Raw genomic sequence first — 25129 nt, 5'->3', positions numbered from 1 at the left:
CCAGGGCTGGCCCTGTGAAGGGGCCAGCCCCATTTTTGATGTGAAGGAAACAGAGAAATGCACGGAACTTTCAACTACGTTAACCCAGCAACAATTCATTATGGGGCCGGATCGGCATTCTGCCTGGACGAAGTTCTGGCGGCAGCGTCCATCCATCGAGTCCACATCGTCACCACCCAATCTTTAACAAAGACCAAGTCATACCGGCGTCTGCTGGAGGAGTCCAGTCGCCTTGGCGAGGCGACGACGTCCATCGTCAGTAGCCATGTTCCTATCGAAACTGTACTGAGCTCAGCCCGCGACATTCGGCGCTCCAGCGCCCAAGCCGTCGTCGCCATAGGGGGCGGTAGTGCTGCTGATGCAGCAAAGCTAGCTGCACACGGAGCGAGTTTCACGCGGCTGGACCAGGGCATCAGTCTTGACGACTTCGGAACGCTGCTGAAGAACGAACCCGAGCTCGACTCTCTCCCTGTTTACATTGTGCCGACCACTCTGTCCGCCGCTGAGCTATACGGTGATGCTGGGTATACAGATTCCTCTACCGGCCACAAGACTGGCGTGCACAACTCAAGCATGACTCCACGGGCTGTGTTCTACGATCCAGAGGTTGCGGCCGAAACTCCTCGTCAGCTCTGGGTGTCCACTGGTGTTCGTGCCATCGATCACGCGGTCGAGGCAACTTTGTCCTACGAGACCAATCCGATCTCGCGCACGCTGGCCGCCTCCGCAGTTAAAGATCTCCTCACGGTCCTTCCGCGCACCGTCGCAGGAACGGACGACGCCGATGACCGTCTGGCCGGCTTCATGGGTGCATGGAAGAGCTTCACTGCACCGCCGGAAGCAGCCGGCGGAATCAGCCACGCACTGAGCCGAATGATTGGTGCAAAAAATGGAATCGCCCACGGCGTCACTTCAGGCGTGGTGCTCCCCCAAGTCATTCGGTACCTCCACGCACATGATGAACAAGCGCGAATCCGGCTGAATGAGCTTGCGAGTGTCGCCGGTTGTGGCGACTCGGGCCTGGCCCTGGCGGAAGCCGTAGAAGAACTGGTGCGGGGGGTCGGACTGCCAGCCTTCTTCTCGGCAAACCAAATCTGTGCCGGCATCGCGGCAGAAGCAGCCCGCAAGGCTGCCCAAGAGACCGGAACCAGCATGCAGGTGGCGTCAGCCATCATGGCACAGTGCATCCGATAAACGACCCGCCGCTGTTGGTCGCCTGAGTCTCACTTCAGGACAGCAGGCCCGTGGCACGGGTGACGGGCCGTACCACGGGCCTGCTGTTTAAATTCATGGATTCATCCGGGATCCGGTCACGCACTCCGCATAGTGCTTCACGCTTCTGCGCGCCAACACTGCTTCCCGCCGCTTGGTGGCCTTTGTCCGGACAACCACCACCACAGCCACAACGGCAAGGCCAACCCAACACACCGCCGCCCAAACCACCAGAGAACGGGGCAGGTCCAGGAGGCGACTCATCCACCCCACAGCGAGGACCAGCGCGCCTGACAGCCCGTAGGCCCATGCCTGCCCTCTGCCGAAGCCGTGCCTCCATCGGCTTGGTGAGGTTGCATCACGTATGGCTGATACCCCAGCGAATTGCCCGGTCCCCTGCGAGGCACCAGCGAACACAGCAGACGCGAAGACGAAGGCGACGTTAGTGAGTAGCACAGCCGCGACAAGAAAAGTTGCAGCGCCCATACCAAGTCCCAAACTCCAGAAAGCTGTCGCGGGGACTGACTGCGACCTACACAGCATCTGTCCTGCAAAAGCAGACGCAAAAACCAAGCCGATGAGAAGCCCGGCTTGCAGCGACGTGCCGCTGCCCAGCTGTGTCTGAATAAACGAAGACCCCACACCCAAATAGATCGAACACACCGCCCCAGTCACCGTCATTACTGCAATACCAGCGGCTGAACCCAACCCAACAGGCAGCTCTGACATTCTTGGGACCGCGGCTGTCAATGCACGTCCGCGCTGAGCGGATCGACCCGGGATGGAAAGCCAGGCGAGTACGGCCGCGGACAAGAGCAACGCTGCCTGCCCGATGAAAAGCCACAGAGGATCTACGTTTGCCAGACCGATCAGCAAGCCTGTTGACAAGGGCCCGAGACAGAGCCCGGAAGATACCGCAAGGGTTGTAATTGCCGGACCGTCCAACTTTCCCATCGCCGCACGAGAGGCTGTGATTGCGGCAGCACCACAAGAAAGATAAATGCCAATGCTGACGCCGCTGCATAGCCTGGCGATGCCAAGCGCCAGAGGGTCCGCAGCTAGAGCGAACCCTACCGAGCTGACCGAGATCGACAACGCAGCAGTTGACAGCGAGATTCGCCATCCCACTCGATCAACGATCCTCCCCAGCATCAGAAGTCCCAGTAACACGCCCACTTGGTAAGCGGAAAAGAGAGTCGAAGTGGTAGCGGCATCAAATCGAAGTGATCGTTCCCACCACGCGTAGAGCGGAGCAGGCATGTTGGAAAGCATAAATACGAACACCGTGGCAAGAGTCAGCCTCACCTCGAAACCCTGGGGATAACATCCGTGACCGCGCGGCCTTTCGTTGACCTGTACCAGCTATAGATGACCAATCGATTGAGTGGGCGCAGCCTCACAGTTCGCTGTAGCGCTTTGCTTGACCCAAAGCGGCTCTTATCTGTTCACGGCTCGCGGCATGCGGAGCATGCCCGGGGGACCCTGCCGCACCGACTGGCACATATGGCTTGCTGTATGCCGGAAGGTCACGCTGGAACCGCCATCCTTCCGCGAGGCGACCGACGTCCAGAGCGTCATAGCCCAAGGAGCGCATGTAGTCCGAGACCACGCTCTTGGCATCGGCATCATCTCCCGCGATGGGAAGGGTAGCACGCCCCGCACCTTCGAAGGGGTGTCCCAGCCTGCCCAAGTTTAGGTAGTAGATATTGTTGAATGCCTTGACCACGTACGACTTCGGTAAGTGCATTTGGAGCAATTCGCTCGTGGTCGTTGCCTCGTCATCCAACTCGGCGATGAGACCATCACGGTCGGGATAGTAGTTGTTCGTATCGATGACAACCTTCCCGTCGAGCTGTTCCACCGGGACCGCCCGGTAGTCCTTGAGCGGAATGGTGACAATCACCAAGTCAGCCTTGGAAGCTGCTTCGTTCGGTGTCACTGCCGTCGCGCGGGGGCCAAGGGCTGCAACAAGGACATCCAGCGACTCCGGCGCTCTGCTGTTGCTGATGAGGACGTCGTGGCCGGCGTCCAAAGACAACCTGGCCAAGGTCGATCCTATATATCCCGCTCCGATGAGTCCGACCGTAGTCATGTTTCACGTCTCCAATTCTGATTAAACGAAGGTACTCGCCCCACCAACCTATGGGTCTGCGGATGCTTGGGTTCCTCGGAATTGGAAGGTCTCCATATCTTCGACATATACCTCCGCGGAGGGGAACTTCCTATGGCTCCAGAACAGATAGATGCTTGGGCACTATTCGATTTTTGTATAGCTGCGGATCAAATAACAGGAGCCAGCAACCACTTCTAGGGCTAGCTTTAGTGATGGCCCTCTCATTGGAGGCTCGGCATCGTAGCCGGGAAGCATGGTTCACACGAGGTTTCGTCCCCGAGACCTATCCGAAGGTGTCATGTTGGCTGATTGCGGCGCACAAAGGAGAGCGTGGAAATTATGTCTAGTGCACGTCTTGAAGGTAAGACGATCATCGTCACCGGCGGTGGCAGCGGCATCGGCGAGACCGCCGGCAAGCTGTTCGCCCAGCACGGCGCCCAAGTGGTGCTCGCCGACATCAACCCAGGCGCTGCAGAGCGCGTAGCAAAGGAAATCGACGCCGAAGGCGGCACCGCCTTTGCCGTAGGTGTTGATGTCACCAACCTCGCAGACAACGAAGCAATGATCGAAGCAACCGTAGAAAAGTTCGGCAAGATCGACGGCATCTACGTCAACGCAGGAGTCCCCGGCGGACACACCGCCCACGGCATTACCGCCGAAGAATGGCAGCACGTCATCGCTGTTAACCTCACCGGCGCCTTCTACAGCGCAAAAGCCGCCGTTCCAGTGTTCCTCAAGCAGGGCCACGGAAACATCCTCTTCCAAGCCAGCATCTGCGCAACCAGCGGCATCAAGGGAACAGTGTCCTACTCCGCTTCCAAGGCAGGCGTCGTCGGACTCACCTACCAGATGGCCATCGAATACGCAGACCAAGGCATCCGCGTCAACAGCCTCTCCCCCGGCACCACCCCCACACCCTTCGTCCAGAAGCTCTACACCGAACGCGCAGCCATCCGCGGCACCACCGCAGAAGGCGACCTCGAACGCACCGCCGGCAGCTACCCCATGAAACGCCTCGGCACCACCGAAGAAATCGCCAACCTCGCACTCTTCATGCTCAGCGACGAATCATCCTTCATCACCGGAGCCGACATCCCCGTCGACGGCGGCTTCTCCGCCGGCTAATACTGCAGACCAGGCCCTAACCCGACCAAACAGCACCGCTTAGGTGCCCTAGTTACAGAAGGGACAGCGATGACGACTGTCCAACAAACCACCGCACAAGCCAAAGACGCCAAGCTTCAGCGCAAATCATTACTTGCGATGGGTGTAGGCAACGTCCTTGAATGGTTCGACTGGACCATCTACACCGTCGCCTCCGTCTATATTGCAACTGCCTTCTTCGAGAAGGGAGATCCCCTTTCGTCATTGCTGCAAACGCTGGCGATCTTCGCGATAGGTTTTGTGATGCGTCCCCTGGGTGGCATCATCTTCGGTCGGCTCGCGGATCGAATCGGACGACGAGTCGTACTCGTCAGCACAATGTGCCTTATGGCCTTCGGCAGCATCATCATTGGGTTGACGCCAAGTTTCGAAGCCATCGGACTGTTGTCGCCGATTTTGCTCGTTGTAGCTCGCTTGATCCAAGGTTTCGCCCACGGCGGTGAATCCAGCACTTCCTACGCGTATGTGGCAGAAATCGCGCCCCGAAACCGCAGAGGTTTGTGGTCAAGTTCCATACTCGTAGCTATCGGCACTGGATCGCTTCTCGCCACCATGCTCATGGCTGGCTTGACAGCGATGCTGTCTTCAACTGACATGGCCGCATGGGGTTGGCGCATTCCCTTCCTTTTTGGAGGCGTGCTGGCCCTGTTCGCCCTCATTCTCCGCCGTGGAATGATCGAAACAGCTGGCGATCACGGTGATTCTTCACAGTCCGGTTCCGTATGGACGCGCGCCCAGGTGGTTCGCGCGGGGCTAAAGATCTTCCTCATTGAGGCTGGTTCAACTGTCACGTACTACACATGGGTGACGTCCGTTTCCGTTTACGCAATCGGAATCGTCGGGATGGCTCCGATAGATGCATTCGTTGTCAGCAGCATTGCGCAGGTCATCTGGGTTGTCACTGCTCCGCTTATCGGACGACTTTCGGACATAATCGGCCGCAAGACGAGCTATTTGATCTCATTGCTAGGCATCGCCGTCGTCGTATTCCCTCTTTATGGCCTTGTCAGCAAGGAGCCATGGACGCTCTTCGTCGCACAGCTGATCGGGATCGTGCTTGTCTCTTTCCTGACCGGTCCCAAGGGGGCAGCAATGTCTGAACAGATCCCAGCACGCTACCGGGGCACCATTTTCGGAACGGGTCTATCTCTGGCGGTTGCCGTGTTCGGGGGTACGGCCTCATATCTGACCGCATGGCTTTACGGTATCGGCTTGGGCTGGGTGTTCAATATCTACGTTATCGTTCTCAGCATCATTGCATCGGCAACCGTACTGACTTGGAAGAACAACACGGGCATTCGTCTGGAAGACGTCTGAGTCCAAACAGCGCACGGACCCAAGAGGGACGGCACCGTTTCCTTGAGAGGAAACGGTGCCGTCCCTTTGCGTCCCAGAACAGTGTTCCTCAGGTCGAAAAGACTGCCACCAAGTCGGCATGAATGAGGGCGCCACCGTCAAGAGAAGCCGCTAAGACCTGACGGGCCGGCATCGCTGCGGGATCGGGAAACATGTCCAACCACTCCCGGTTGAGAGCGGCGCGGTCACGGTAGTCGGCGAGATGGAAAGTGATCTTACCGATCTGGTCGGTCGAGCCTCCCTCGGCTTCCAGGACTAACCGAACCAGAGTGAAAATGTTGGCGCACTGTTCCTCGAGCGATTCCGGCATGTCACGTGTACGCAAATCGCGGCCAGTAAGCGCGCCCGAAAAAAGAAAGGGGCCTATTCTGCTCGCCACTGGAATAGGGTTCTTATGGGAAAAGTTTTCAAGATAAATGCTCCGGCGCTGATTCACAACGACCTTTCTGGGAGATGGTGCGGGTTGCACTTGATCAAACAGCTGAACAACTAGCCGCTTCGCAGTTTCGACATTTGATGAAGCAGCGATTGCAATGCCGGATCAACTTCAACACCGTGGCGGGTGAGGACCAACGCCCTGAGAGGTTCAGGGACCGGGTCCAGCTCCCGGACGACTACGTTAAACCGGGACAGGCTTTTACGATCAGGGTCTGGAAGAATAGCCCGCGCCACGCCCGATTCAACCAGCGGGAGTCCACCTTGGATTGTCTCAACGTAACGGTACGTCGCGGGCACTACACCATGCTCTTGGAGGTAAGCGTCCACTGTCTCCGGCAGGCTAGGGGCCGCTGCCATGCGAGGTGGCATGACCAGAGTGGAACCCTGGAACTCGCTGATAGGCAGCGGGTCGGGTGCTGACGAAAATTCTGGAGGCAGCACGGCGACAAGTGGCACTGGCCCCCAGTCCATGATGTCTAAAACGCCGCGATGGCGCGCGGCGAAAGCCTGATGATTCGAAACCATGACAGCTGCAACGTCAACACGCCTCTGTCGCAGCATATCGATAGCGACCCAAGGCGTCGGGAATGTCAGCCTTACCTCGACTCCCGGGTGGCTACGTGAATGTCGTCGAAGGAGCTGCGGCACCCGATGCCAAGTTAGAACAGGCACGGCCGCCATCGTGATGGCTCCCTCCAAACCGTCACGGAACCTCCCCAACGTCGCCACTATGTCGTCGACATCGTCAAGCAGTCTGGACGACGCATCCAGCAAGTAACCACCGGCAGTCGTCGGCTCCACCCCACGTGGAGTACGGATCAGGAGCTCGACGCCAAGTTCGGCTTCCAGCTTAGAAATCGCAACGCTCAATGGCGGTTGAGATACGTGCAAAGTCAACGCCGCTGCACTGAGAGATCCGGCTTTGACGACGGCCTGAAAGTAGCGCAATTGCCGTAGTTCCATGCCAAAACAGTACCTGATTGGTCCGGACTGGCCGGCCGCTGGGTAAGCCCTGGATAGACGAATTAGATATGGCTCCGTATGGAAACCGTGGGAAGCAAAGTCTTGCCTGACTGTAATGCTGAAGAAACAAGCGTTCTGACTCGATCAAAGGAGCTAGGTCACCATGCTGCCTACAACCAATCCCAACCCCGACTTCACGCTCACTCGGGCCAGTCACGTCGTTATGACGGTGACCGACCTGGAGAAAAGCCGGGACTTTTACCGTGACGTGATCGGCCTCGTCGTAACGAAAGAGACCGATGAAGCCGTGTACCTGCGTGGACTCGAAGAAGCCGCCCACCACAGCCTGGTACTTGAACGCAGTGACCTCGCTCAAGCACGTCGCATCGGGTTGAGGGTGCGTACTGCTGCCGACATTCTTGCCGCTGAACGCTTCTTCCGTTCAGCTAATATCCCCTTTGAGCGTTTGGAACGTGACCACCAGGGTCCAACGCTGCGCTTCCGCGACCCGGTCGGAACCTTGGTCGAGCTCACGTCAGAGATGGACGTGGTGGACCGGAAAATGCAGAATTTCGACGAGTTCCGCGCCGGCGCCCCTCAGCGCATCGATCACTATCAGGTGGTCACCTACGACGTACAGAAGGCCACTGACTTCTGGACTGGCTTGGGGATGCGAATGGCTGAATACACCGCGACTGATGGAACGGACGAACTCTGGGGAACTTGGCTTGAAGTTAAGGGAAATACGCACGATCTTGTCTTCACTAATGGCCGCGGGCCGCGCCTGCACCACTTCGCCTATACGGTCCCCGATGCGACGTCGCTTATTCATGCAGCAGATGTCGCCGGCGCCCTGGGTTTCGGCAACGAGATCGATCGTGGACCTGGCCGCCACGGACTCAGCAATGCGCTCTTTCTCTACCTGCGCGACCCGGACCAGCACCGGATCGAACTGTTCAACACGCACTACCAGTTCATCGATCTCGAAACACCGCCCATCCGTTGGGACGTCACAGATCCCCAGCGCGCCCAGCTTTGGGGCCTCCCGGCATCAAACAGGTGGTTCTTTGAGGCCAGTGAATTCTCGGATGAAAAGGTGCTGGATCCCCAGCTGACGGCAAGCCCTCAGACACTCGAGCAATACCTCGCACTTCACTAAACATCCCCGCTGTTAGCCAGATAAACAGCGAGCCAGAGATAAGGAACATCTTTGTGTTAAGTCATGAACGTCCCGTGCAGCCTGCAGCGAAGGCCGCCACGGAAGGCGGCGCCCCGGCTCCCCTGTCTTCGAGCCTGCGCGAGAAGCTACTCAAGTCTCCCGTCGCGGGTCTTTCCCAGCAGCTACGGAAGCTGGGTCTGAACAACATATCGATCGAAGGCGTGCGTGCCACCCGCCCGGGAACGAAACTTGTTGGCGTGGCCAGAACGCTGCGATTCCTCCCCAACCGAGAAGACCTCTTCCGCGAATACGGCGGCGGCTACAATGCGCAAAAGCGCGTTTTTGACTCTGTTGGCGAGGGTGAAGTCATCGTTATCGAAGCTCGCGGCGAACGCAGCACAGGCACGCTTGGTGACGTGCTGGCTTTGCGCGCTTTGGCCCTCGGCGCCGCTGGGGTCGTCACGGACGGAGGCGTGCGAGATTACGCGGCGGTTGCGGGGATTGATCTCCCAGTTTTCACACAAGGTCCCCATCCGGCTGTGCTTGGACGTCGGCACGTTCCGTGGGACCACGACCTGGCTATTTCGTGCGGAGGAGCAGCGGTTGTACCAGGAGACATCATCGTCGGTGATGATGATGGTGTCATTGTTATCCCACCGGGCCTCGCCGAAGCGGCCGCAGATGCAACGCTCTCGCAGGAATTCGAGGACGCATGGATTGCAGAGCAGGTCATCGAAGGACATCCCGTCGAAGGACTCTTCCCCATGAATGACGAGTGGCGGGCCAGGTTCAACGCCGCGCACGGAACGAGTTAGGAACTTCGTCACCGATTTGCGAAAAACCACAGACCGTGGTGCTTCCCTTCCCTGATACCTCCGGTAAGTATGCGGCCATACGACTTGGATATGGCTGGCCACCCATTTCGGGGAACCACGCCAGGCCCGCTCTGTAAGACTAAAGATTAGATCCCAGACATGGCCATGAAGCGGAAGAACGAGAATTATTAACCCTAAGATCCGGATCGAAAAAACGGATCGGGGTCAAGCCTTGGTTATCAACGAAAAGCAAGAAGCAGGAGAACCAAATTATGTCTAGTGCACGTCTTGAAGGTAAGACGATCATCGTCACCGGCGGTGGCAGCGGCATCGGCGAGACCGCCGGCAAGCTGTTCGCCCAGCACGGCGCCCAAGTGGTGCTCGCCGACATCAACCCAGGCGCTGCAGAGCGCGTAGCAAAGGAAATCGACGCCGAAGGCGGCACCGCCTTTGCCGTAGGTGTTGATGTCACCAACCTCGCAGACAACGAAGCAATGATCGAAGCAACCGTAGAAAAGTTCGGCAAGATCGACGGCATCTACGTCAACGCAGGAGTCCCCGGCGGACACACCGCCCACGGCATTACCGCCGAAGAATGGCAGCACGTCATCGCTGTTAACCTCACCGGCGCCTTCTACAGCGCAAAAGCCGCCGTTCCAGTGTTCCTCAAGCAGGGCCACGGAAACATCCTCTTCCAAGCCAGCATCTGCGCAACCAGCGGCATCAAGGGAACAGTGTCCTACTCCGCTTCCAAGGCAGGCGTCGTCGGACTCACCTACCAGATGGCCATCGAATACGCAGACCAAGGCATCCGCGTCAACAGCCTCTCCCCCGGCACCACCCCCACACCCTTCGTCCAGAAGCTCTACACCGAACGCGCAGCCATCCGCGGCACCACCGCAGAAGGCGACCTCGAACGCACCGCCGGCAGCTACCCCATGAAACGCCTCGGCACCACCGAAGAAATCGCCAACCTCGCACTCTTCATGCTCAGCGACGAATCATCCTTCATCACCGGAGCCGACATCCCCGTCGACGGCGGCTTCTCCGCCGGCTAATCCGTGCCGCCGGCCGGTGGACAGTGCAGTGTTTCAACCAGCGGCCGGCGGGCTGGGATCATAGCCTCTCGCCACCCATAAAAACTGGATCTCTACTCAAGGAGGAGCCAATGAGTCCGCAAATCCTGACTCAGGAATGGATCGAAAGCGCAGTTGAAGACGCGCTGCGCGACGGTCACTTCAGCCAACGCGTTCGGGCTTTCACAGCGTCGCTGCATGTAGCTGATGAGAAAGAAGGCTTCACGATCTCATTCCGTCCAGACGGCAAATTCCAGGTTGTCGCCAGCGAAGAAGCGATCGCCGATTTCGTCCTCAAGGGCACACGGCAACAGTGGGAATCGGCGCTGGAGTCGGCTCGCGACCTCGGCAGCGCAACTGCCAACGGGCTTACGCTTCATGGCGACCCAACTGAACTCGCCGGACATGCGGTGGCTCTGTCAAGATTGTGGCTTGCTCTGCAGGGAAACCTGGCACCGCGTAAGGCCGCCCCGGAAGAGGCAGGGACTCAGGCAACGAACCCCACTAGGGAGGTCACCGGCCGCTACGTTGATGTCAAGGGGTTTAGGACCTACTACGAGACGGCCGGGACTGGTCGCCCTATCGTCTGTATCCACTCGGGGGGTGCTGACGGGCGGGAGTATCGCCACCTTCTCCCCTTTCTGGCATCACTGGGATACGAAGCAATCGCCGTGGATTTTCCAGGTCATGGTAAGTCCTATCCAGATTTGACGAATCTTGCTCCGATTCGGGATCTGACCGAGTGGATTGACTTTCTGCTGGACTTCTCAGCCGAACTGGGCTTGGACAAGCCCATCTACGTTGGTTGCGCAATGTCCGGAAGCCTCTTGCTTGAACTGGCAGCCACCCACCCGGATGCCTCAAGGGCCATCGTCAGCACCATCGGGACGGTGGACTACACGGATGGTCTCAGTGATGAATTCCTCGACGGCCTCAATCATCCCAAGATTAATGTCTCGGACTTCCTGGAAGCCGTAACGCCCGGACTTATCGGGCCGAACTTGCCCACGCAAGCTGGAAACGAAGCCACGTGGCATAACGCTCGAAACCTCACTCCAGAAGTAATGGACGCAGACCTCCGAATCTACGCACGGCACAACGTCCGCTCCCGACTACACCAAATCAGCATCCCTGTACTTCACATCCGTACCGAATTCGATCCCTCCGTAAGGGACCAGGACGTGGAAGCCATTGCTGCTGAGGTACCGACGGCAACTTTGGTGAGCCTGCCCGGAGTTGGGCATCTACCTATGGTGGAAAACCCCGGGCTGTACAACAGCACCGTCGAAGATTACCTACGGATCCTTGACAACAGCGATCAGCTCGCTCATTCACGTCCTTCGCTCAGCGACTTCTCAACCAGCCCGGAGTAGAAAAGCATGCCCACTTTCACACGCGACGAAACTGCTATCGCCTTCACCGACACCGGAGTCCCGGCGGGTGCTCCCGATGCACAGACGATTGTTTTCGGACATGGCCTCTTCTTCGGCGGTTGGATGTACGCACACCAGATTGAAGCACTATCTCAGAAGTACCGTTGCGTCACCATCGATTGGCGCGGGCAGGGCGAGACTCCCGCAGCATCCGCTGGTTATGACATGGACAGTTTGACCGCTGACGCCGTGGGGCTGATCGAGTACCTCGAGCTCGGTCCTGTGCACTGGGTAGGACTCTCGATGGGCGGATTTGTTGGTATGCGGCTCGCAGCAAGGCACCCACAACTTCTCCGTAGCCTCACCCTGTTCAACACGTCCTCAGAACTCGATTCCCCCGAAGCCAACGCTGACAACCTCAAGATGGCGGAGACCATCAGGGGACACGGCATTGACTCCTTCAAGAAGGGCTTGGCTGATGTATTGATCGGTCCGGACCTCCGCAGCGAAACAAACGGGGAGGCGGTAGTTGAAGACTGGTTGGGGAGACTAGCGAAGGTTGATCCCAACGGGCTTGCGGATGCAATTAGAGGTGTCGTCAAGAGAGAACCGGTCACTGCCGAACTTGTTGCCATCGAGGCACCCACTCTGGTAGTTGCCGGCGCCGACGACATAGCTATTCCCGCCGTCCAGGGGCGCGCCATAGCTTCTTTGATCCCGGGCGCTCGTTTTTCCCTCGTGCCTGGAGCCGGACACGCATGCACCGTCGACAAACCCAAGGAAACAACGGAGATTCTCGAGGCCTTCCTCGAGGAAATTCACTGATCCCTACATCTCGATCGAGCGTGGGAGGGTAACCTCCCACGCTTTTTCTTCCACTGTCACAGAGAGGTGACCTATGTCTTTGGCTCCAACGATGCCGACTACCAAACGTGGTGTCTTCGCCAACAAGTACTCCCTGGGGGCGATGGTCTTCCTCTGGTTGTTGTTGGCCATCAACGACAATGCACGCTATTGGGTGACAGGCATCCTGCAGCCAGCAATCATCCAGGAATTCAACGTTGACCCAGCAACTATGGGCTGGTTCGCCGGTGGCCTAACGCTCGCGCAAGGAGTATTGGCCATACCGCTCGGTGCTTGGTCCGATCGCGGCGGGCACGGCTGGAAGCGCAAGTACCGTTACACGGCAATCGTTGTGGGGTACACCCTTTTCACGTTGCTGACAGGTATGACAGCCTTGACCAGCACGCTTCTCATGCTTTTCATTCTTCAAGCTTTCAATAAGGCGCTAAGCGGAGCAGGAGAAGCTGTCGAGATCACGAGCATTACGGAATGGTGGCCCGTCGAAAAGCGCGGTTTTGCGACAGGCATGCATCACACAGCCATTCCCTGGGGCATGTTTCTGGGCGGGCTTGCAGTAGCGGGTATCTTTACAATCGTCGGATCTGAGAACTGGCGAGTGACTCTCTTCCTTCCTGTTCTTCTAGTCATCCCCATCATCTTCTTTTGGTGGCGATTCTCCACGCGCGAAAACTACGCGAAATTTGAAGAATCTACCATTGCCGCCGGAGAAACACCCCCGTTACGGCACTCGGCAAATGAGCTTAAGACACAGCCCGGCGCCGTTCGGCGCGCACTGCGGAATCCCAATCTCGTATTCGTCTCCCTGATCACCGGTCTGAACGTTGCTGTATATGTGGGCCTGTCCACGTGGATTCCCCTTTACCTCACTTTCGTCGCGCATTACGACATAGCCCAGACAGCAGCGCTTAGCTTTGTATTCACCCTTACCGGCGGCTTGGGACAGATCTTCTGGGGACACATCTCGGACAGGATCGGCCGCAAACCCGCGCTCCTCGTCAGTTTCGTATGGACCGCAGTGGGACTAATGCTGCTCCAATACATCGGCGTCAGCATCGTCGTTCTCATCCTTGTGCAGCTGTTCCTGGGATGCACCATCAACGGTGTCTACGCGGTCCTCTACGCCTTGACCTCTGATTCGTGTGAGCCCGGAGCCCTGGGTTTGGGCCTGGGCATGAACATGACTGGCCAATTGCTAGGAGGTATCGGTCCAATCCTCGTTGGCCTGCTGATCGCCGCCGGCGGTGGATACTCGTCCGAAACCGGATTCGTCTGGGCACTCTACGCTATGGCAGCCCTCATCCTCTTGTCGGCGTTGCTTCTGGCCGTTTTCACTCGGGAAACAGTGGGCCGCTACAAGTCACTGGACCGCGGATTCTTCTCTCGCGAACGCTGCATTCCCGATTCCTCCATCCGCGAGAAGGACCTCGCAGTGGAATCCGACCTTCTTTCCACTCCATAGAAAGCAGACTCATGCTGGACCCAACATTGATTGAAGCCATAGCCGACGAACTGGTCGAAGCGGGCCGGAACCGTAAGCCGGTTCCGCGCCTGACTGCCCGCTACCCGGAGATGACGGTGGAGGATTCCTATGCCGTGCAGCAGTTGTGGCGGCAGCGGAACGAGGAAGCCGGCCGCACGTTGGTGGGGCGCAAGATCGGCCTCACGTCCAAAGCCATGCAGGCCGCTACGGGCATCACGGAGCCGGACTATGGCGCGATATTCGATGACATGGTCCTCGAAACCGGGTGTTCAGTGGAGTGGGACAAGTACACCCATCCCCGCGTTGAGGTGGAGCTCGCGTTCGTGCTGAAGGAGGGGCTGAAGGGCCCGGGCTGCACCATTTTCGATGTCCTCAACGCCACCGACTACGTGGTTCCGGCCCTCGAGATCCTGGACTCCAGGATCGAGATGGAGGGCCGGACCATCGTGGACACCATCTCTGACAACGCCGCCATGGGTGCCATGGTGGTCGGCGGACGACCGGTGAAACCAGACGCGGTGGACCTGCGCTGGGTCTCGGCGATCCTCTACAAAAACCAGACCGTCGAGGAGACCGGCGTTGCCGCAGGGGTCCTGGACCATCCGGCCAACGGGGTGCACTGGCTGGCGAACAAGATCGCTGCCCACGGGGACTCCATGAAGGCCGGGGATATCATCCTGGCGGGCTCCTTTACACGCCCGATGTGGGTGCACAAGGGCGATACCGTGCACGCGGACTACGGACCCTTGGGAGTCGTCACATGCCACTTCAACTAGACCGTACATTTAGCGATGCACTGGCCGAAGCGAATCGATCCCTTGCCGGAATGTGGGTCTGCTCCGGCAGCCCACTGGTGGCCGAAATCTGCGCCGGCTCGGGACTGGACTGGCTACTCGTCGATGCTGAGCACAGCCCCAACGGCTTGGAATCCATTCTGTCCCAATTGCAAGCCATCCATGGATACCCGGTGCACACTCTCGTTAGGCCACCAGTGAATGACACCGTGGTCATCAAGCGATACCTGGACCTCGGAGTGCAGAACCTGCTGATCCCCATGGTGAATTCCGCTACTGAAGCAGAAGCTGCAGTTGCAGCCACCCGCTATCCGCCTGCAGGTGTACGAGGTGTCGGCTCAGCACTCGCAAGAGCCGCACGGTGGAACCGTGTCCCCAACTACCTCACCAGGGCATCGGGATCCATCAGCGTTACCGTACAGATTGAATCCACTGCGGCTGTCGACGCTGTAAAGGATATCCTGCAGGTTGACGGCGTTGATGCGATCTTCGTCGGTCCCTCGGACCTTGCCGCGTCGTTCGGCCTGCTGGGCCAGCAAGAACATCCTGAGGTGAGGGCCGCCGTCGAGCATTGCTTCCAAGCCGCAAAAGCAGCCAATAAGCCCGCCGGCGTCAACGCCTTCAACCCGGACACCGCCCGCGCCTACCTGGATGCCGGTGCCTCCTTTGTCCTGGTCGGCGCCGACGTTGCCTTGCTGGCCCGCGGCTCCGAAGCACTTGCTACCGAATTCGTTAAGCCGTCGTACGACGAAACCCCTGCTAGCTACTGACAATATTGAGGAGCTCGTCATGTCCGTTTCTGCAATCTCCACTTCTATCTCACCTGAACGCGAAGCAACCCTTCTTGCCTCCGTACCTACCGGTTTGTTGATCGGTGGACAGTGGCGTGACGCCTCCGATGGTGGAACCTTCGACGTCCACGATCCTGCAACTGGAGAAATACTTACAACACTCGCCTCTGCGAGCAGTGCGGATGCACTTGCTGCGCTGGACGCGGCAGACAACGCCCAGGCCGCCTGGGCTCGAACTGCCCCACGCGTGCGCGCTGAAATCTTGCGCCGGGCCTTCGATCTCGTCACCGAACGGGCAGAGGATTTTGCCCTTCTCATGACATTGGAGATGGGCAAACCGATTGCAGAAGCCCGCGGCGAAGTCGCTTATGGTGCCGAGTTTCTGCGCTGGTTCTCGGAAGAAACTGTTCGCGACTATGGCCGCTACTTGACTTCCCCCGAGGGCAAGAACAAGATCTTGGTTCAGCACAAGCCGGTGGGGCCCTGTTTGCTCATCACGCCTTGGAACTTTCCGCTGGCCATGGCTACCCGAAAAGTAGCTCCCGCCGTCGCCGCCGGGTGCACCATGGTGCTGAAGCCAGCAAAGCTGACACCTCTCACCGCACAGCTCTTTGCCCAAACCATGCTGGATGCCGGTCTCCCCGCCGGGGTACTGAATGTCGTCTCATCATCAAGTGCATCAGGAGTTTCCGGGCCGTTGTTGGCCGATCCACGGCTGCGGAAAGTCTCGTTCACTGGCTCAACGCCAGTGGGGAAACGGTTGATGGTGGATGCAGCCCAGAACGTGCTGCGGACCTCCATGGAACTAGGTGGCAACGCTCCCTTCATTGTGTTCGAGGATGCTGACTTGGACGCAGCTGTTGAGGGCGCCATAGCGGCCAAGATGCGAAACATGGGTGAGGCTTGCACAGCCGCAAACCGCTTCCTCGTGCAAGAATCCGTCGCCCAGGAATTCACACGCAAGTTCGCAGCAGCCATGGCCGCTCTTTCAACAGGGCGGGGTACGGAGCCTGCGACGCAAGTCGGTCCACTGATCGACGCCGCTGCACGCGACGACGTGCACGCCTTGGTGAGTGCCGCCGTCGAAGCTGGGGCCACCGCAATTACAGGCGGGGCTCCCGTCGACGGGCCAGGCTACTTCTACCCGCCAACAGTCTTGGGTGGCGTACCCAACGACGCCGAAATTCTTCGACAGGAGATTTTCGGACCGGTGGCCCCGGTCACCTCGTTCGCAACTGAGGAAGACGCCATTCGCCTGGCCAATGCAAGTGAGTACGGGCTGGCCTCATACATTTATAGCCGTGACTTCAACCGCTTGGTTCGGGTAGCCGAGCAGATTGAATTCGGCATGGTCGGGTTCAATGCCGGTGTGATCTCGAATGCCGCGGCGCCTTTCGGAGGAGTCAAGCAGTCCGGGCTCGGCCGTGAAGGTGGTTCCGAAGGCATCGCGGAATACACGACCACTCAGTACATCGGGATCGCCGACCCGTATGCACAGGCTTACTGACGTCGGGAACGAGGTTAGCAGTGAAAAACAATCTCTCATTGAACGAAGTTGAATACTGGTCCACACTGACGGCCGGACAACAGGTGGAGGTGTACGACCACAGGGGCTTCGCTGTAACAACGGGAACAGTTGAGATAGCCGCCCCAGACCTCGAGATCGCTTGGATCCTCACCGAAGGCGGGGAAAGAAAGCTTCTTCACATGCACGAGGATCGTATTCGGCCATGCTGATGTGAGGAAACGCCGCCCTGGGAGAACCTCGCAACCTCCGGGGGCAAAGAGAACCGCCTACGACAAGTTCGTAGGCGGTTCTCTTCCTCGTGAAGACCCGTTGCGAGCCGACGCACCGGAGAAGGCGCAAGATTTGCGCACGCGATGACCGGCCACGCCAGCTTGTAGCAGTGGACGTCATCGCGCTGCTGGAAGCGGACCATTCAGCTATAAGCAACACCCCAGACGACTCGGCAAGTTCGAGGGATCAACGTATTCAAACCTCAGCACCAGATAGTGGGTAGTCGGTGTAGCCCTCTGCCCCGCCCACATACATGTACCGGGCGGGGAGTGGCTGGTTTATGGCAGCGCCCTGTATGTACCTTTGCACCAGGTCCGGGTTGGCAAGGAACGGTCGGCCGATTGAGACTAGATCCGCGCCTGCTGCGTGCACCTTCACAGCGGCATCGAGCCCCCCGTCCTCTGGGAACCGACCGTGGTGGGTGGGGTTAGCGATCAAAGTTGTGGACCAGTTGCTTCGCAATTTCGCCCAGACGGCGGCAGTCGGGTCCGCGAACGCAACGTGCAAGTATGACAGACTCCGTTTCGCCAACTCTTTGGCGAGTAGCGGATACAAGCCGTCAACATCGGCAGCCGATTCAATGATCCCGTTGGTCGGATTATGTGGAGATATCCGAACTCCTACCCGTTCACTGCCCACAGCCGCAACAACAGCATCCACAACCTCAATGACAAATCGTGCTCGGCGTGCCGGCGTTCCTCCATATTCGTCATTTCGCTGATTCGTGTTGGGCGCCAGGAACTGGTGTAAAAGAAAGCCATTGGCCGCGTGGAGTTCCACGCCGAGAAACCCAGCATGGACTGCACGTTTAGCTCCCTCAGCAAAGTTAATAATCGTTTGCTGGATGTCTTGCAGTGTCATTTCGCGGGGGATAACTGATGCCTCCTTTCCCTTTGGGGTATGAATAGATGTAGGCAAGGCCAAGGCCGTGGGCGCCATGGGCGTTTCCCCGTTCGTTGAGGGATGACCAATACGACCACCATGCTGCAACTGAAGGAAGGCCCGTCCGCCGGCGGCTACAAGGCTTTCGACCACCAGTCGCCAGCCCTCTCGCTGGGATTCATTGAAAATCCCTGCAATGTTCGGGTACGTCTGCCCGTCTGCGGCAGGTGCGGCAGCTTCCGCAACGATAAGACCCGCTGAGGCACGCTGGGCATAGTACTCAGCCATCAAAGGCGTCGGGACTCCAGTGGGAAGCGCCCTGTTACGGGTCATCGGAGCCATTACGAATCTGTTGGGTAGGAGGTACGGCCCCAGGGCATAGGGTCGAAAAAGAGGATGCGTCAAATAACTCATGGAACCACGTTAGGAGTTGACATCAGTGTTAAGTTCAAATTGTGAGTCGTTGGAAAAACTGCGGATAGGAGAACTGGCTTTCATCACGGGAGTCAGCACCAGATCGCTCCGATACTACGAAGGGCAACGCCTCCTGCATGCCGGCCGGACAGCCGGCGGACATCGAACTTACAGCCCTGAATCCGTTGTTCGCGTGGCATGGATACAGCGCTTTTTCGCTGCAGGGCTGTGCAGCAGCAAAATTGCGGATCTTCTGCCCTTTGTAGATGGGTGTTCACCTGAAACGGATACGGCTTCTCCAGGAGAGAAGCTGCAGTCACTGTTGGAGGTCGAGCTTCATCGGCTGGACACTGCAATACGCCAGATCACCATCTCGCGCGCGGAATTGGCAAGAATCATCGCCGAGACCCAACCTCAGCGCCGGGAATCCTAGTGCAACGGTTCATCCTCGCATCATTTGAGGGCGACCCCAGCCCGAACCGCCGTCCAACAGGCATTTCCATGGACAAATGGGCGCTGTGGCTGTGCGGCCTTTCATCGCCCAACCAGGGGTCCAGCAAACCCACCGACGCAAGGTTGCGGTTCGAAGTTTGCCAAGATCAGTACCGACGGCAGCATCATGATCGCTGCTGTCACATCCCTATGCAGTGGACCGGCTACTGAGAGCGGAGGTTTTGCTTGGTTGGATTTGCTTCACGGACGGTTTTGGGGCTCTCGAGGGCCCGGCCGCTTCAGTGAGTTCTCAATGATGCCCTTCAAGCACCTACCATTTGGTAGGTGCTTGAAGAGAACCAGTTACTCAGAGTCGATGCGCAAGCCATGTCCGAAATGCAAAGCCGGGGCAGCAGTGTCGAATGGAACATCGCTACGGCTCGCGGCCACGGCTTCCATAGATGAAGGCAGGTCGAAAGGCAGCTTGCCCTCCGGGGGACGGTTGCCAAAAATGACTTCCAGAATCGCTTTGTCTGAGGCGCCGTAGTTCGCAATGACGGCTGCCGCTTCCCCCAGGATCTCTGGTATGACAGCCGGACGGTCAAGGTAGACATCGACAATTGTGGGCACTTGACGGCAAACGCTGAGAATTCGCTCCAACGCATCCGGGTCGTAGCTCAGACTGCCGGCGTGGAAAAACTGCTCAAAAGCACCTTCTCGAGGCTCAAAGGGTGCCTTCAGCCTCAGTAGCGCAATTTCTGCGTTCGCGGGGTCTTCAACAGCGTCGCCGTACGCCAGGAGTAGCTCCGAATCTACGTTTGGTGCATAGATTCGTGGTCGCCCTCCAAGGGGCAAGACAGGCCCGTCATGGCGGCCATTAGTCAAGACCGTGATCGAGCGACACTGAGCATCAAAGCCGGCCTCAACATACTCTGGTTGCCCGACCTTGACCCTTGCGGCGGCGGGATCGACATACGGCGAGTCGAAGAGTCCGAGGACAAACTTCTCACGCAGGAGCCGTCTAGCCGATTCGTCAATCCTGGCTTCCGAGATGCGCCCCGACTGCACCAATTCTGCAACTAATTCCGGGCAGTGTTCGCCTCCAAATTGGTCGACCCCGGCAACGATGGCCTTCTCCGCACGTTCCAACGGGCTGAGATGCTCCACACCCCACGCACGAGCCGGATGGTGCTCATTCCACACAGTGCTGTCGTTGAGCAAACTCCAGTCCGCGCACACGATTCCATCGAAGCCGTAAGTTTCTCGCAGGAGGCCGGTAATGATCCCCTTGTTGAAGCCGAAACCCACTTCTTCGTAGTCGGTTCCTACAGGCATGCCGTAGTAGGGCATGATTTGGGAGGTGCCTGCTTCGAAAGCTGCTTCAAAGGGCTTGAGGTGGTAGGCCAGATTTTTGCCGGGATAGACCTGCTCACGTCCGTATTCGAAGTGTGGATCCTCGCCGTCTTTTTGAGGGCCGCCGCCGGGAAAATGCTTAGTCATGGTGGCAACACTTTGAGGGCCAATCGCTTCGGTCTGGAATCCTTTGATGTAGGCGGTCAGCATTCTGCAAGTCAGGGCGGCATCCTCACCGAATGTTCCGTTGATCCTGGCCCATCGAGGTTCAGTTGCCAGGTCCACTTGGGGATGCAGCGCTACACGTATTCCGACGGCCAGATATTCCTGGCGGGCGATGTCAGCAAACCTTTGTGTGGTTGCCTCATCATCGATAGCGGCCAGCCCGAGGCTCTCGGGCCATTGGGAGAACGGACCTGCAGTAAAGCTGGCACCAGGATTGTCAGTGAAGGCATGACGTGGGTCAGTTGACAGGGTTACTGGAATCGCCAACCGAGCAGCATGCGCCACTTCCTGCACGCGATTGTGCCACTCCGCCATGACAGCCGGGTCAGCACCGCCCATGACATTAAAGTGGGTGATGTGCTTCTCCTCCATCAACTCCCTCATGCTGGGGAGGTTGTACTCGGCACTGGCGTCGGCAAGTGATCCCCCGTTCCCGATCTCAATCATCTGATGGAACATGAGTCCGGCTTTTTCATCCAGGGTCATCTTCCCGAGAAGGTCTTCAACCCGCTCGTCAATGGTCAGCGCCGGATTGCGGTACCCGCAGACATCAATGAGGTTCGTGGCGCCACCTTTCGATATGTGGCTCATTCGTTTTCAGCCCCCGCGGCGCTCCGACGACCTCCGTAAGTACCCAACTCGTTCAATGGCATCGTCAGGACAGAGGCCCCATCCATGAAAAGGGCTGCATCTTGATCGAGCACCTTGGCCTCGGGAGAACGCCAGGCACGCTCAGCTGCCCCTGCAGATTCGAAGACATACTCAGAGAACGCAGAATACTCAATCGCGTCGTCGCCACGATAGCCAGACTTGTCGATCCGCGTCTGACGGTAGTACAGCAATTCAGGCAACTGCTCAGCCAAGGGACGGTGTATTCGGGTGTAGTGATCGAAGAATTCTTCGTAGCTGATGCCAGGTGCAGGGCGGGTTAGAAAAGCAAGTGAATAGCTCAAGGTGGGCTCCTTTGGAGAAGTGCGAATGGTTAACGTGATCCGCGTACGAACTTGACGGCCACTGCACCCAACAGCGCAAACACCGCAGCGCTCAAGTAGAGTCCAGTGAAGTTCTGACCGCCCGAGAGTGCGAAAAGCACGGCAGCGAATGCCGGGGCAACGGATTGAGGTAATGCGTTCGCAATATTGAACACACCTAGGTCCTTACCAGCCTCTTCCGTGTCGGGCAGCACGTCGGTAACCAGAGCTAAGTCAACGGACATATGAATGCCAATGCCGAGGCCGACCAGGACCACTCCCAGGTGGAAAGCATTGAGATCACCGGCAAATGCGATGATGGGAAAGCCGATAGCAGCGATGATCGTAGCCAAGGCGATAAAGAACTTGCGCCGTCCAGTTTTGTCCGAGATATACCCGCCCGCGCCGGAACCGACCAGGATACCTGCCACGAGGACCAAGGAAGCTGTTGCTACTACGGGAGCGACCGAGTTGTTGGTGTAACCGAACCGCTCGATGAGCAAGAAGGACTGGTACGTCAGCAAAGTCATCCAAGCCAGATTGATGAAGAAGCGGCTAATCCAGGCCCAGGCAAAATCAGGATTCTTTAGTGGGTTTACCCAAAAAGTCGTGAAGAAGTCGCGCAGTTCAAACTTCTTGCGTGCTGAGGTGCCTTGCGTTTCCTTCAGCAGTGGCGCGAAGGCTCCAACGAGGACCAAGCCAATTACTGCAGGCGCAAGGAACATAAGCACGGTGCTTTCCGAGAACCAAGCGGCCACGTAGGCCGCACCGGCCAAGGCGCCAAAGTTGCAAACACCGGTAATTCCGGCGGCACGGCCTCGCTGATGTTGAGGAACGTAATCTGCCAGCACTGCGGTGAGTGCCGCGATCGCGGCATTGTATGCAAGTTGGGCAGCGCACCAACCTGCCATCATGGCAGTAGTCGAGTCCGTCAGCCCTATGAACGTAACGGCAGCGGTGCCGGCCACCATTCCGCCGACGAAATACGTGCGGCGCCTGCCGAATCGCGAGCGCGATCGATCGGACAATCGACCAAACAATGGGTTGCCGACCAGGGCAAAGAGGGCTGCTACGGCCGTGATTGAGCCATACACCTGCACGGCATTGTCAGGGTCCACTTCCCTGACCCGAATGGAAACGGTGACCAAGGCAGGGGCATAGACCGCCAACCAGAGCCCAAGGTTCGCTACCGAAAGCATGGCTATGAATCCCACGCTGCGGGACGGGGCTAGGGCGATGGAGGTCGGGGATATTTGAGTCTTCAAGAGGCTTCCTTCAGGTGTGACTGCGCTCATATTCGAGCTTCGCCTCACAGAATATCCTGAATCCATACCATTTGGTAGGTGTTGGTGTCGTGTTTACACGCTGTTTACAAGTACGGTCGCGCGAACGCCGCGTTGGCCGAGTGCGGGCACGCCTATGCTTGGACTGTGACTACAGAGACGAAGACGAGAGCGAGCCGGGGCCCTTACGCCCAAGGTCTCGCAGCCCAGAAGAGAATCCTTGAAGAGGCGACTGAACTCTTCGGACGGCACGGCTTCAGGGGAACGTCATTGGATGCGATCGCCAAGGCCTCCGGGATAACAAAACAGGGCCTCCTGCATCATTTCCCAAACAAGAAGCGGCTGCTTGTAGCTGTTCTTAAGTATCGCGACACCTTGCACCTTGATGACTGGCCTGGCCCCAAAACTCTCGTAGGCACAGAAATCCTGGACCATTGGGATTGGGTAGTTGAGCGGAACCTCAGCCTCGTCGGCATCGTCAGGCTGTCACACCTATTGGCAGCTGAATCCTCGAGCGGAGATCATCCGGCGAGGGAGTACTTTCTTGAGCACTTCGATAACGGACGTAGCATGCTTGTTGACTCGTTCACTTCGGGCATCAAGGAGGGGCAGTTGAGAAAGGACATAGATCCTGAAACTATCGCGCGACAGGTCATCGGCGTCCTGGAAGGCCTCGAAAACCAGTGGTTGATTGATCCTGACAATGTCGACATAGTCAAGATTTTCCACGACTACACACGACAGCTGCGGGCGACAATCACGGCGTAACTGCCGGCCGCCAAGGCCAATCCTTGAGGATGGATCGGCATACTCGCAATGTTGAGACTACATACCCGGCCACGGTGCCGCGTAGACCGGAAATCGATCCTCTTGGATGATCTCGACCCACATACCGTCAGGGTCCGTAATGAAAAACCATTGGACTTTGCCTTCCGCTTCGCCTTCTACGCTGATCGAGTCGTCGGCAAGCCCCCGCTCCTTCAGGTCAACCAAGGCCGCATGGATGTCATCGGTCGCGAACGCCAAGTGCTTAACCCCCAGACTCTCGGGACCGTTGCCGTATCCGAGCTGAAGAGGCGGTTGTCCAGCGTTTTTCCTGAACGCAAAAAGTTCAAGAAGGTATTCACCAAGCTGTATGTGCACCAACTCTTCACCATCGAACGTGGTGCGGTTGACCACCTTGAAACCGAGGGCGCCGTAAAAGTCCAGGGAAGCATTCATGTCCCGAACAGAGACAGCGGTGTGATTCGGACGATAAGTTCTCAACTCATGTTCCTTCCAATGAAGTTGCAAGTGAACACCACCGAGGGCTGGGGGCATCAAACGCGACCACGACGTCCCACTTTTCTTTGATAGACAAGTTCTTTACTCAGTTTCATCGATGGCCGACAAAGATCGTGAAGCTCTTAGCAAATCGTATCCCGACCGTGGCCGACGGGACGGCGGCTGAACTCATCCGCAGAGCACCCGTTGTAGTCCAGCGAGCTATTGACGAACGTCTACTGAGGCAAAGTCGAAGTGCTACCGTCTCGCAAGCGCATTGAAAACGTCCACGTTCCCCATGCGGTGCTCACGGACAGCTCGTTCAAAATCCACAGAGGAGGGGCCCGTGCGAAGCAGTTCGATAAGGCCGGAGTGCTCTTCGACACCTTGAGATCCTATGTCGGGGAGCAGCGGATAGGCTGCCTCCATCAGCACTTTTGACCAGTTCCACTCATCCTTGAGCAAGTGCTCCAAGCGCTGATTGGGACATGGCAGGCACAAAGTCTCGTGAAAAGCCTGATTAAGTACTGCAAGCTTCTCCACTTCCCCCCCGACAATCGCTTTGGCCATCTCGCCATTGATCGCCTCAGCTCGAGCGATATCCGACGCCGTCTTTTCCCCGACCGCCAAGCCGGCCGCCAGCCCTTCAAGGTATGCCACGGTGGCCAACTCATCGCGCACTTTTCGGTGGTCGATTCCAACTACTTGGGCGCCGACGTTCCGTCTCGAGACGATCATGCCTTCCTGTTCCAAACGCGAAAGCGCATCCCGCACAGGCAGTGCACTGACTCCGAACTCTGCCGCCAAATCCCCCACCACAAGGCGATAGCCACTCGTATACGTCGAAGAGATGATTCGGGACTTAACAGCTTGATAAACAAGCTCCCATTTCAGCATTATCTGGGCCTCT

Annotated in this window: 23 protein-coding genes and 1 pseudogene; 14 read left to right on the top strand and 10 right to left on the bottom strand. The window is 57.9% G+C overall.

Annotated features, from left to right (window positions below; genetic code table 11):
• Nucleotides 1–57: 57 nt before the first annotated feature.
• Nucleotides 58–1194, top strand: coding sequence for an iron-containing alcohol dehydrogenase (locus ACFVSI_RS01075; RefSeq protein WP_387819117.1), 1137 nt, complete (start codon nt 58–60; stop codon nt 1192–1194).
• A 93-nt stretch (nt 1195–1287) separates the two neighbouring features.
• On the opposite strand, the gene ACFVSI_RS01070 is transcribed toward ACFVSI_RS01075, so the two are convergent.
• Both ACFVSI_RS01070 and ACFVSI_RS01065 read right to left on the bottom strand, forming a co-directional pair.
• Nucleotides 1288–2517, bottom strand: coding sequence for an MFS transporter (locus ACFVSI_RS01070; protein ID WP_387819116.1), 1230 nt, complete (start codon nt 2515–2517; stop codon nt 1288–1290).
• A gap of 91 nt (nt 2518–2608) precedes the next feature.
• Nucleotides 2609–3304, bottom strand: coding sequence for an NADPH-dependent F420 reductase (locus ACFVSI_RS01065; RefSeq protein ID WP_387819115.1), 696 nt, complete (start codon nt 3302–3304; stop codon nt 2609–2611).
• Nucleotides 3305–3664: 360 nt separating this feature from the next.
• Between ACFVSI_RS01065 and ACFVSI_RS01060 the strand changes: the two genes are divergently transcribed.
• The gene (locus ACFVSI_RS01060) at nt 3665–4450 is read left to right on the top strand and encodes an SDR family NAD(P)-dependent oxidoreductase (protein ID WP_387819110.1); all 786 of its coding nucleotides are present in this window, start codon (nt 3665–3667) and stop codon (nt 4448–4450) included.
• 69 nt (nt 4451–4519) lie between these two features.
• Complete coding sequence (locus ACFVSI_RS01055; RefSeq protein ID WP_387819114.1) at nt 4520–5806, top strand: MFS transporter; 1287 nt, start codon at nt 4520–4522, stop codon at nt 5804–5806.
• An 88-nt stretch (nt 5807–5894) separates the two neighbouring features.
• Here the strand turns inward: ACFVSI_RS01055 and ACFVSI_RS01050 are convergent, their stop codons facing one another.
• Nucleotides 5895–6281 carry a RidA family protein gene (locus ACFVSI_RS01050; RefSeq protein WP_387819113.1) on the bottom strand — a complete coding sequence of 129 codons (387 nt, stop codon included), beginning with the start codon at nt 6279–6281 and terminating at the stop codon, nt 5895–5897.
• Nucleotides 6282–6334: 53 nt separating this feature from the next.
• Nucleotides 6335–7246: a LysR family transcriptional regulator gene (locus ACFVSI_RS01045; protein ID WP_387819112.1), complete on the bottom strand. Its 912-nt coding sequence runs from the start codon at nt 7244–7246 to the stop codon at nt 6335–6337.
• Between the two features lie 163 nt (nt 7247–7409).
• On the opposite strand from ACFVSI_RS01045, the gene hpaD reads away from it, so the two are divergent.
• The 9 genes and pseudogenes from hpaD to ACFVSI_RS01000 all read left to right on the top strand — a co-directional run bounded on the left by hpaD (nt 7410) and on the right by ACFVSI_RS01000 (nt 17105).
• Nucleotides 7410–8405: a 3,4-dihydroxyphenylacetate 2,3-dioxygenase gene (gene hpaD, locus ACFVSI_RS01040; protein WP_387819111.1), complete on the top strand. Its 996-nt coding sequence runs from the start codon at nt 7410–7412 to the stop codon at nt 8403–8405.
• A 110-nt stretch (nt 8406–8515) separates the two neighbouring features.
• Nucleotides 8516–9220 (top strand): annotated as a pseudogene (locus ACFVSI_RS01035) (hypothetical protein); the annotation flags it as partial.
• Between the two features lie 272 nt (nt 9221–9492).
• Nucleotides 9493–10278, top strand: a complete 786-nt coding sequence (locus ACFVSI_RS01030; RefSeq protein WP_387819110.1) for an SDR family NAD(P)-dependent oxidoreductase — start codon at nt 9493–9495, stop codon at nt 10276–10278.
• 110 nt (nt 10279–10388) lie between these two features.
• Nucleotides 10389–11669 carry an alpha/beta fold hydrolase gene (locus ACFVSI_RS01025; protein WP_387819109.1) on the top strand — a complete coding sequence of 427 codons (1281 nt, stop codon included), beginning with the start codon at nt 10389–10391 and terminating at the stop codon, nt 11667–11669.
• Nucleotides 11670–11675: 6 nt separating this feature from the next.
• The gene (locus tag ACFVSI_RS01020; RefSeq protein ID WP_387819108.1) at nt 11676–12494 is read left to right on the top strand and encodes an alpha/beta fold hydrolase; all 819 of its coding nucleotides are present in this window, start codon (nt 11676–11678) and stop codon (nt 12492–12494) included.
• A gap of 91 nt (nt 12495–12585) precedes the next feature.
• Entirely contained in the window at nt 12586–13992 is a 1407-nt protein-coding gene (locus ACFVSI_RS01015; protein WP_387819107.1) for a nitrate/nitrite transporter, read from the top strand.
• Nucleotides 13993–14003: 11 nt separating this feature from the next.
• Nucleotides 14004–14789, top strand: a complete 786-nt coding sequence (gene hpaH / locus ACFVSI_RS01010; RefSeq protein ID WP_387819106.1) for a 2-oxo-hept-4-ene-1,7-dioate hydratase — start codon at nt 14004–14006, stop codon at nt 14787–14789.
• A complete protein-coding gene (locus ACFVSI_RS01005; protein WP_387819105.1) occupies nt 14774–15577 on the top strand; it encodes an HpcH/HpaI aldolase/citrate lyase family protein in 804 nt (267 codons plus the stop codon). Before hpaH ends, ACFVSI_RS01005 begins: the two co-directional genes overlap by 16 nt.
• Nucleotides 15578–15596: 19 nt before the next feature.
• Nucleotides 15597–17105, top strand: coding sequence for an NAD-dependent succinate-semialdehyde dehydrogenase (locus ACFVSI_RS01000; RefSeq protein ID WP_387819104.1), 1509 nt, complete (start codon nt 15597–15599; stop codon nt 17103–17105).
• A 486-nt stretch (nt 17106–17591) separates the two neighbouring features.
• Here the strand turns inward: ACFVSI_RS01000 and ACFVSI_RS00995 are convergent, their stop codons facing one another.
• Nucleotides 17592–18692, bottom strand: a complete 1101-nt coding sequence (locus ACFVSI_RS00995) for an alkene reductase (protein WP_387819103.1) — start codon at nt 18690–18692, stop codon at nt 17592–17594.
• 49 nt (nt 18693–18741) lie between these two features.
• Here ACFVSI_RS00995 and ACFVSI_RS00990 point away from each other — a divergent pair, with 49 nt between their 5' ends.
• Nucleotides 18742–19125 (top strand): MerR family transcriptional regulator, encoded by a 384-nt coding sequence (locus ACFVSI_RS00990; protein ID WP_387819102.1) that lies wholly within the window; start codon nt 18742–18744, stop codon nt 19123–19125.
• A 362-nt stretch (nt 19126–19487) separates the two neighbouring features.
• On the opposite strand, the gene ACFVSI_RS00985 is transcribed toward ACFVSI_RS00990, so the two are convergent.
• The 3 genes from ACFVSI_RS00985 to ACFVSI_RS00975 are packed head-to-tail and all read right to left on the bottom strand — an operon-like array spanning nt 19488 to nt 22968.
• Complete coding sequence (locus ACFVSI_RS00985; RefSeq protein ID WP_387819101.1) at nt 19488–21293, bottom strand: glycoside hydrolase family 3 protein; 1806 nt, start codon at nt 21291–21293, stop codon at nt 19488–19490.
• Nucleotides 21290–21655, bottom strand: a complete 366-nt coding sequence (locus ACFVSI_RS00980; protein ID WP_387819100.1) for an EthD family reductase — start codon at nt 21653–21655, stop codon at nt 21290–21292. The genes ACFVSI_RS00985 and ACFVSI_RS00980 overlap by 4 nt, the downstream gene beginning before the upstream one ends.
• Before the next feature lie 29 nt (nt 21656–21684).
• Nucleotides 21685–22968: an MFS transporter gene (locus tag ACFVSI_RS00975; protein ID WP_387819099.1), complete on the bottom strand. Its 1284-nt coding sequence runs from the start codon at nt 22966–22968 to the stop codon at nt 21685–21687.
• A gap of 135 nt (nt 22969–23103) precedes the next feature.
• On the opposite strand from ACFVSI_RS00975, the gene ACFVSI_RS00970 reads away from it, so the two are divergent.
• Nucleotides 23104–23724: a TetR/AcrR family transcriptional regulator gene (locus tag ACFVSI_RS00970; RefSeq protein WP_387819098.1), complete on the top strand. Its 621-nt coding sequence runs from the start codon at nt 23104–23106 to the stop codon at nt 23722–23724.
• A gap of 57 nt (nt 23725–23781) precedes the next feature.
• On the opposite strand, the gene ACFVSI_RS00965 is transcribed toward ACFVSI_RS00970, so the two are convergent.
• A complete protein-coding gene (locus ACFVSI_RS00965) occupies nt 23782–24276 on the bottom strand; it encodes a VOC family protein (protein WP_387819097.1) in 495 nt (164 codons plus the stop codon).
• 201 nt (nt 24277–24477) lie between these two features.
• Nucleotides 24478–25116 carry a GntR family transcriptional regulator gene (locus ACFVSI_RS00960; protein WP_387819096.1) on the bottom strand — a complete coding sequence of 213 codons (639 nt, stop codon included), beginning with the start codon at nt 25114–25116 and terminating at the stop codon, nt 24478–24480.
• Between the last annotated feature and the right edge of the window lie 13 nt (nt 25117–25129).

Source organism: Paenarthrobacter sp. NPDC057981 (genome assembly GCF_042886835.1).
Taxonomy (GTDB): Bacteria; Actinomycetota; Actinomycetes; order Actinomycetales; family Micrococcaceae; genus Arthrobacter.
The sequence above is the reverse complement of the archived record's forward strand: the minus strand, read 5'-3'. Positions and strand labels throughout refer to the sequence as shown.

Excerpts from the sequence above, each read along its gene's own strand:
- ACFVSI_RS01075 (WP_387819117.1), top strand. The coding sequence starts at position 58 with ATGCACGGAACTTTCAACTACGTTAACCCAGCAACAATTCATTATGGG.
- ACFVSI_RS01065 (WP_387819115.1), bottom strand. The coding sequence starts at position 3,304 with ATGACTACGGTCGGACTCATCGGAGCGGGATATATAGGATCGACCTTG.
- ACFVSI_RS01060 (WP_387819110.1), top strand. The coding sequence starts at position 3,665 with ATGTCTAGTGCACGTCTTGAAGGTAAGACGATCATCGTCACCGGCGGT.
- ACFVSI_RS01055 (WP_387819114.1), top strand. The coding sequence starts at position 4,520 with ATGACGACTGTCCAACAAACCACCGCACAAGCCAAAGACGCCAAGCTT.
- ACFVSI_RS01045 (WP_387819112.1), bottom strand. The coding sequence starts at position 7,246 with ATGGAACTACGGCAATTGCGCTACTTTCAGGCCGTCGTCAAAGCCGGA.
- hpaD (WP_387819111.1), top strand. The coding sequence starts at position 7,410 with ATGCTGCCTACAACCAATCCCAACCCCGACTTCACGCTCACTCGGGCC.
- ACFVSI_RS01030 (WP_387819110.1), top strand. The coding sequence starts at position 9,493 with ATGTCTAGTGCACGTCTTGAAGGTAAGACGATCATCGTCACCGGCGGT.
- ACFVSI_RS01025 (WP_387819109.1), top strand. The coding sequence starts at position 10,389 with ATGAGTCCGCAAATCCTGACTCAGGAATGGATCGAAAGCGCAGTTGAA.
- ACFVSI_RS01020 (WP_387819108.1), top strand. The coding sequence starts at position 11,676 with ATGCCCACTTTCACACGCGACGAAACTGCTATCGCCTTCACCGACACC.
- ACFVSI_RS01015 (WP_387819107.1), top strand. The coding sequence starts at position 12,586 with ATGCCGACTACCAAACGTGGTGTCTTCGCCAACAAGTACTCCCTGGGG.
- hpaH (WP_387819106.1), top strand. The coding sequence starts at position 14,004 with ATGCTGGACCCAACATTGATTGAAGCCATAGCCGACGAACTGGTCGAA.
- ACFVSI_RS01005 (WP_387819105.1), top strand. The coding sequence starts at position 14,774 with ATGCCACTTCAACTAGACCGTACATTTAGCGATGCACTGGCCGAAGCG.
- ACFVSI_RS01000 (WP_387819104.1), top strand. The coding sequence starts at position 15,597 with ATGTCCGTTTCTGCAATCTCCACTTCTATCTCACCTGAACGCGAAGCA.
- ACFVSI_RS00995 (WP_387819103.1), bottom strand. The coding sequence starts at position 18,692 with ATGAGTTATTTGACGCATCCTCTTTTTCGACCCTATGCCCTGGGGCCG.
- ACFVSI_RS00985 (WP_387819101.1), bottom strand. The coding sequence starts at position 21,293 with ATGAGCCACATATCGAAAGGTGGCGCCACGAACCTCATTGATGTCTGC.
- ACFVSI_RS00975 (WP_387819099.1), bottom strand. The coding sequence starts at position 22,968 with ATGAGCGCAGTCACACCTGAAGGAAGCCTCTTGAAGACTCAAATATCC.
- ACFVSI_RS00965 (WP_387819097.1), bottom strand. The coding sequence starts at position 24,276 with ATGCCCCCAGCCCTCGGTGGTGTTCACTTGCAACTTCATTGGAAGGAA.
- ACFVSI_RS00960 (WP_387819096.1), bottom strand. The coding sequence starts at position 25,116 with ATGCTGAAATGGGAGCTTGTTTATCAAGCTGTTAAGTCCCGAATCATC.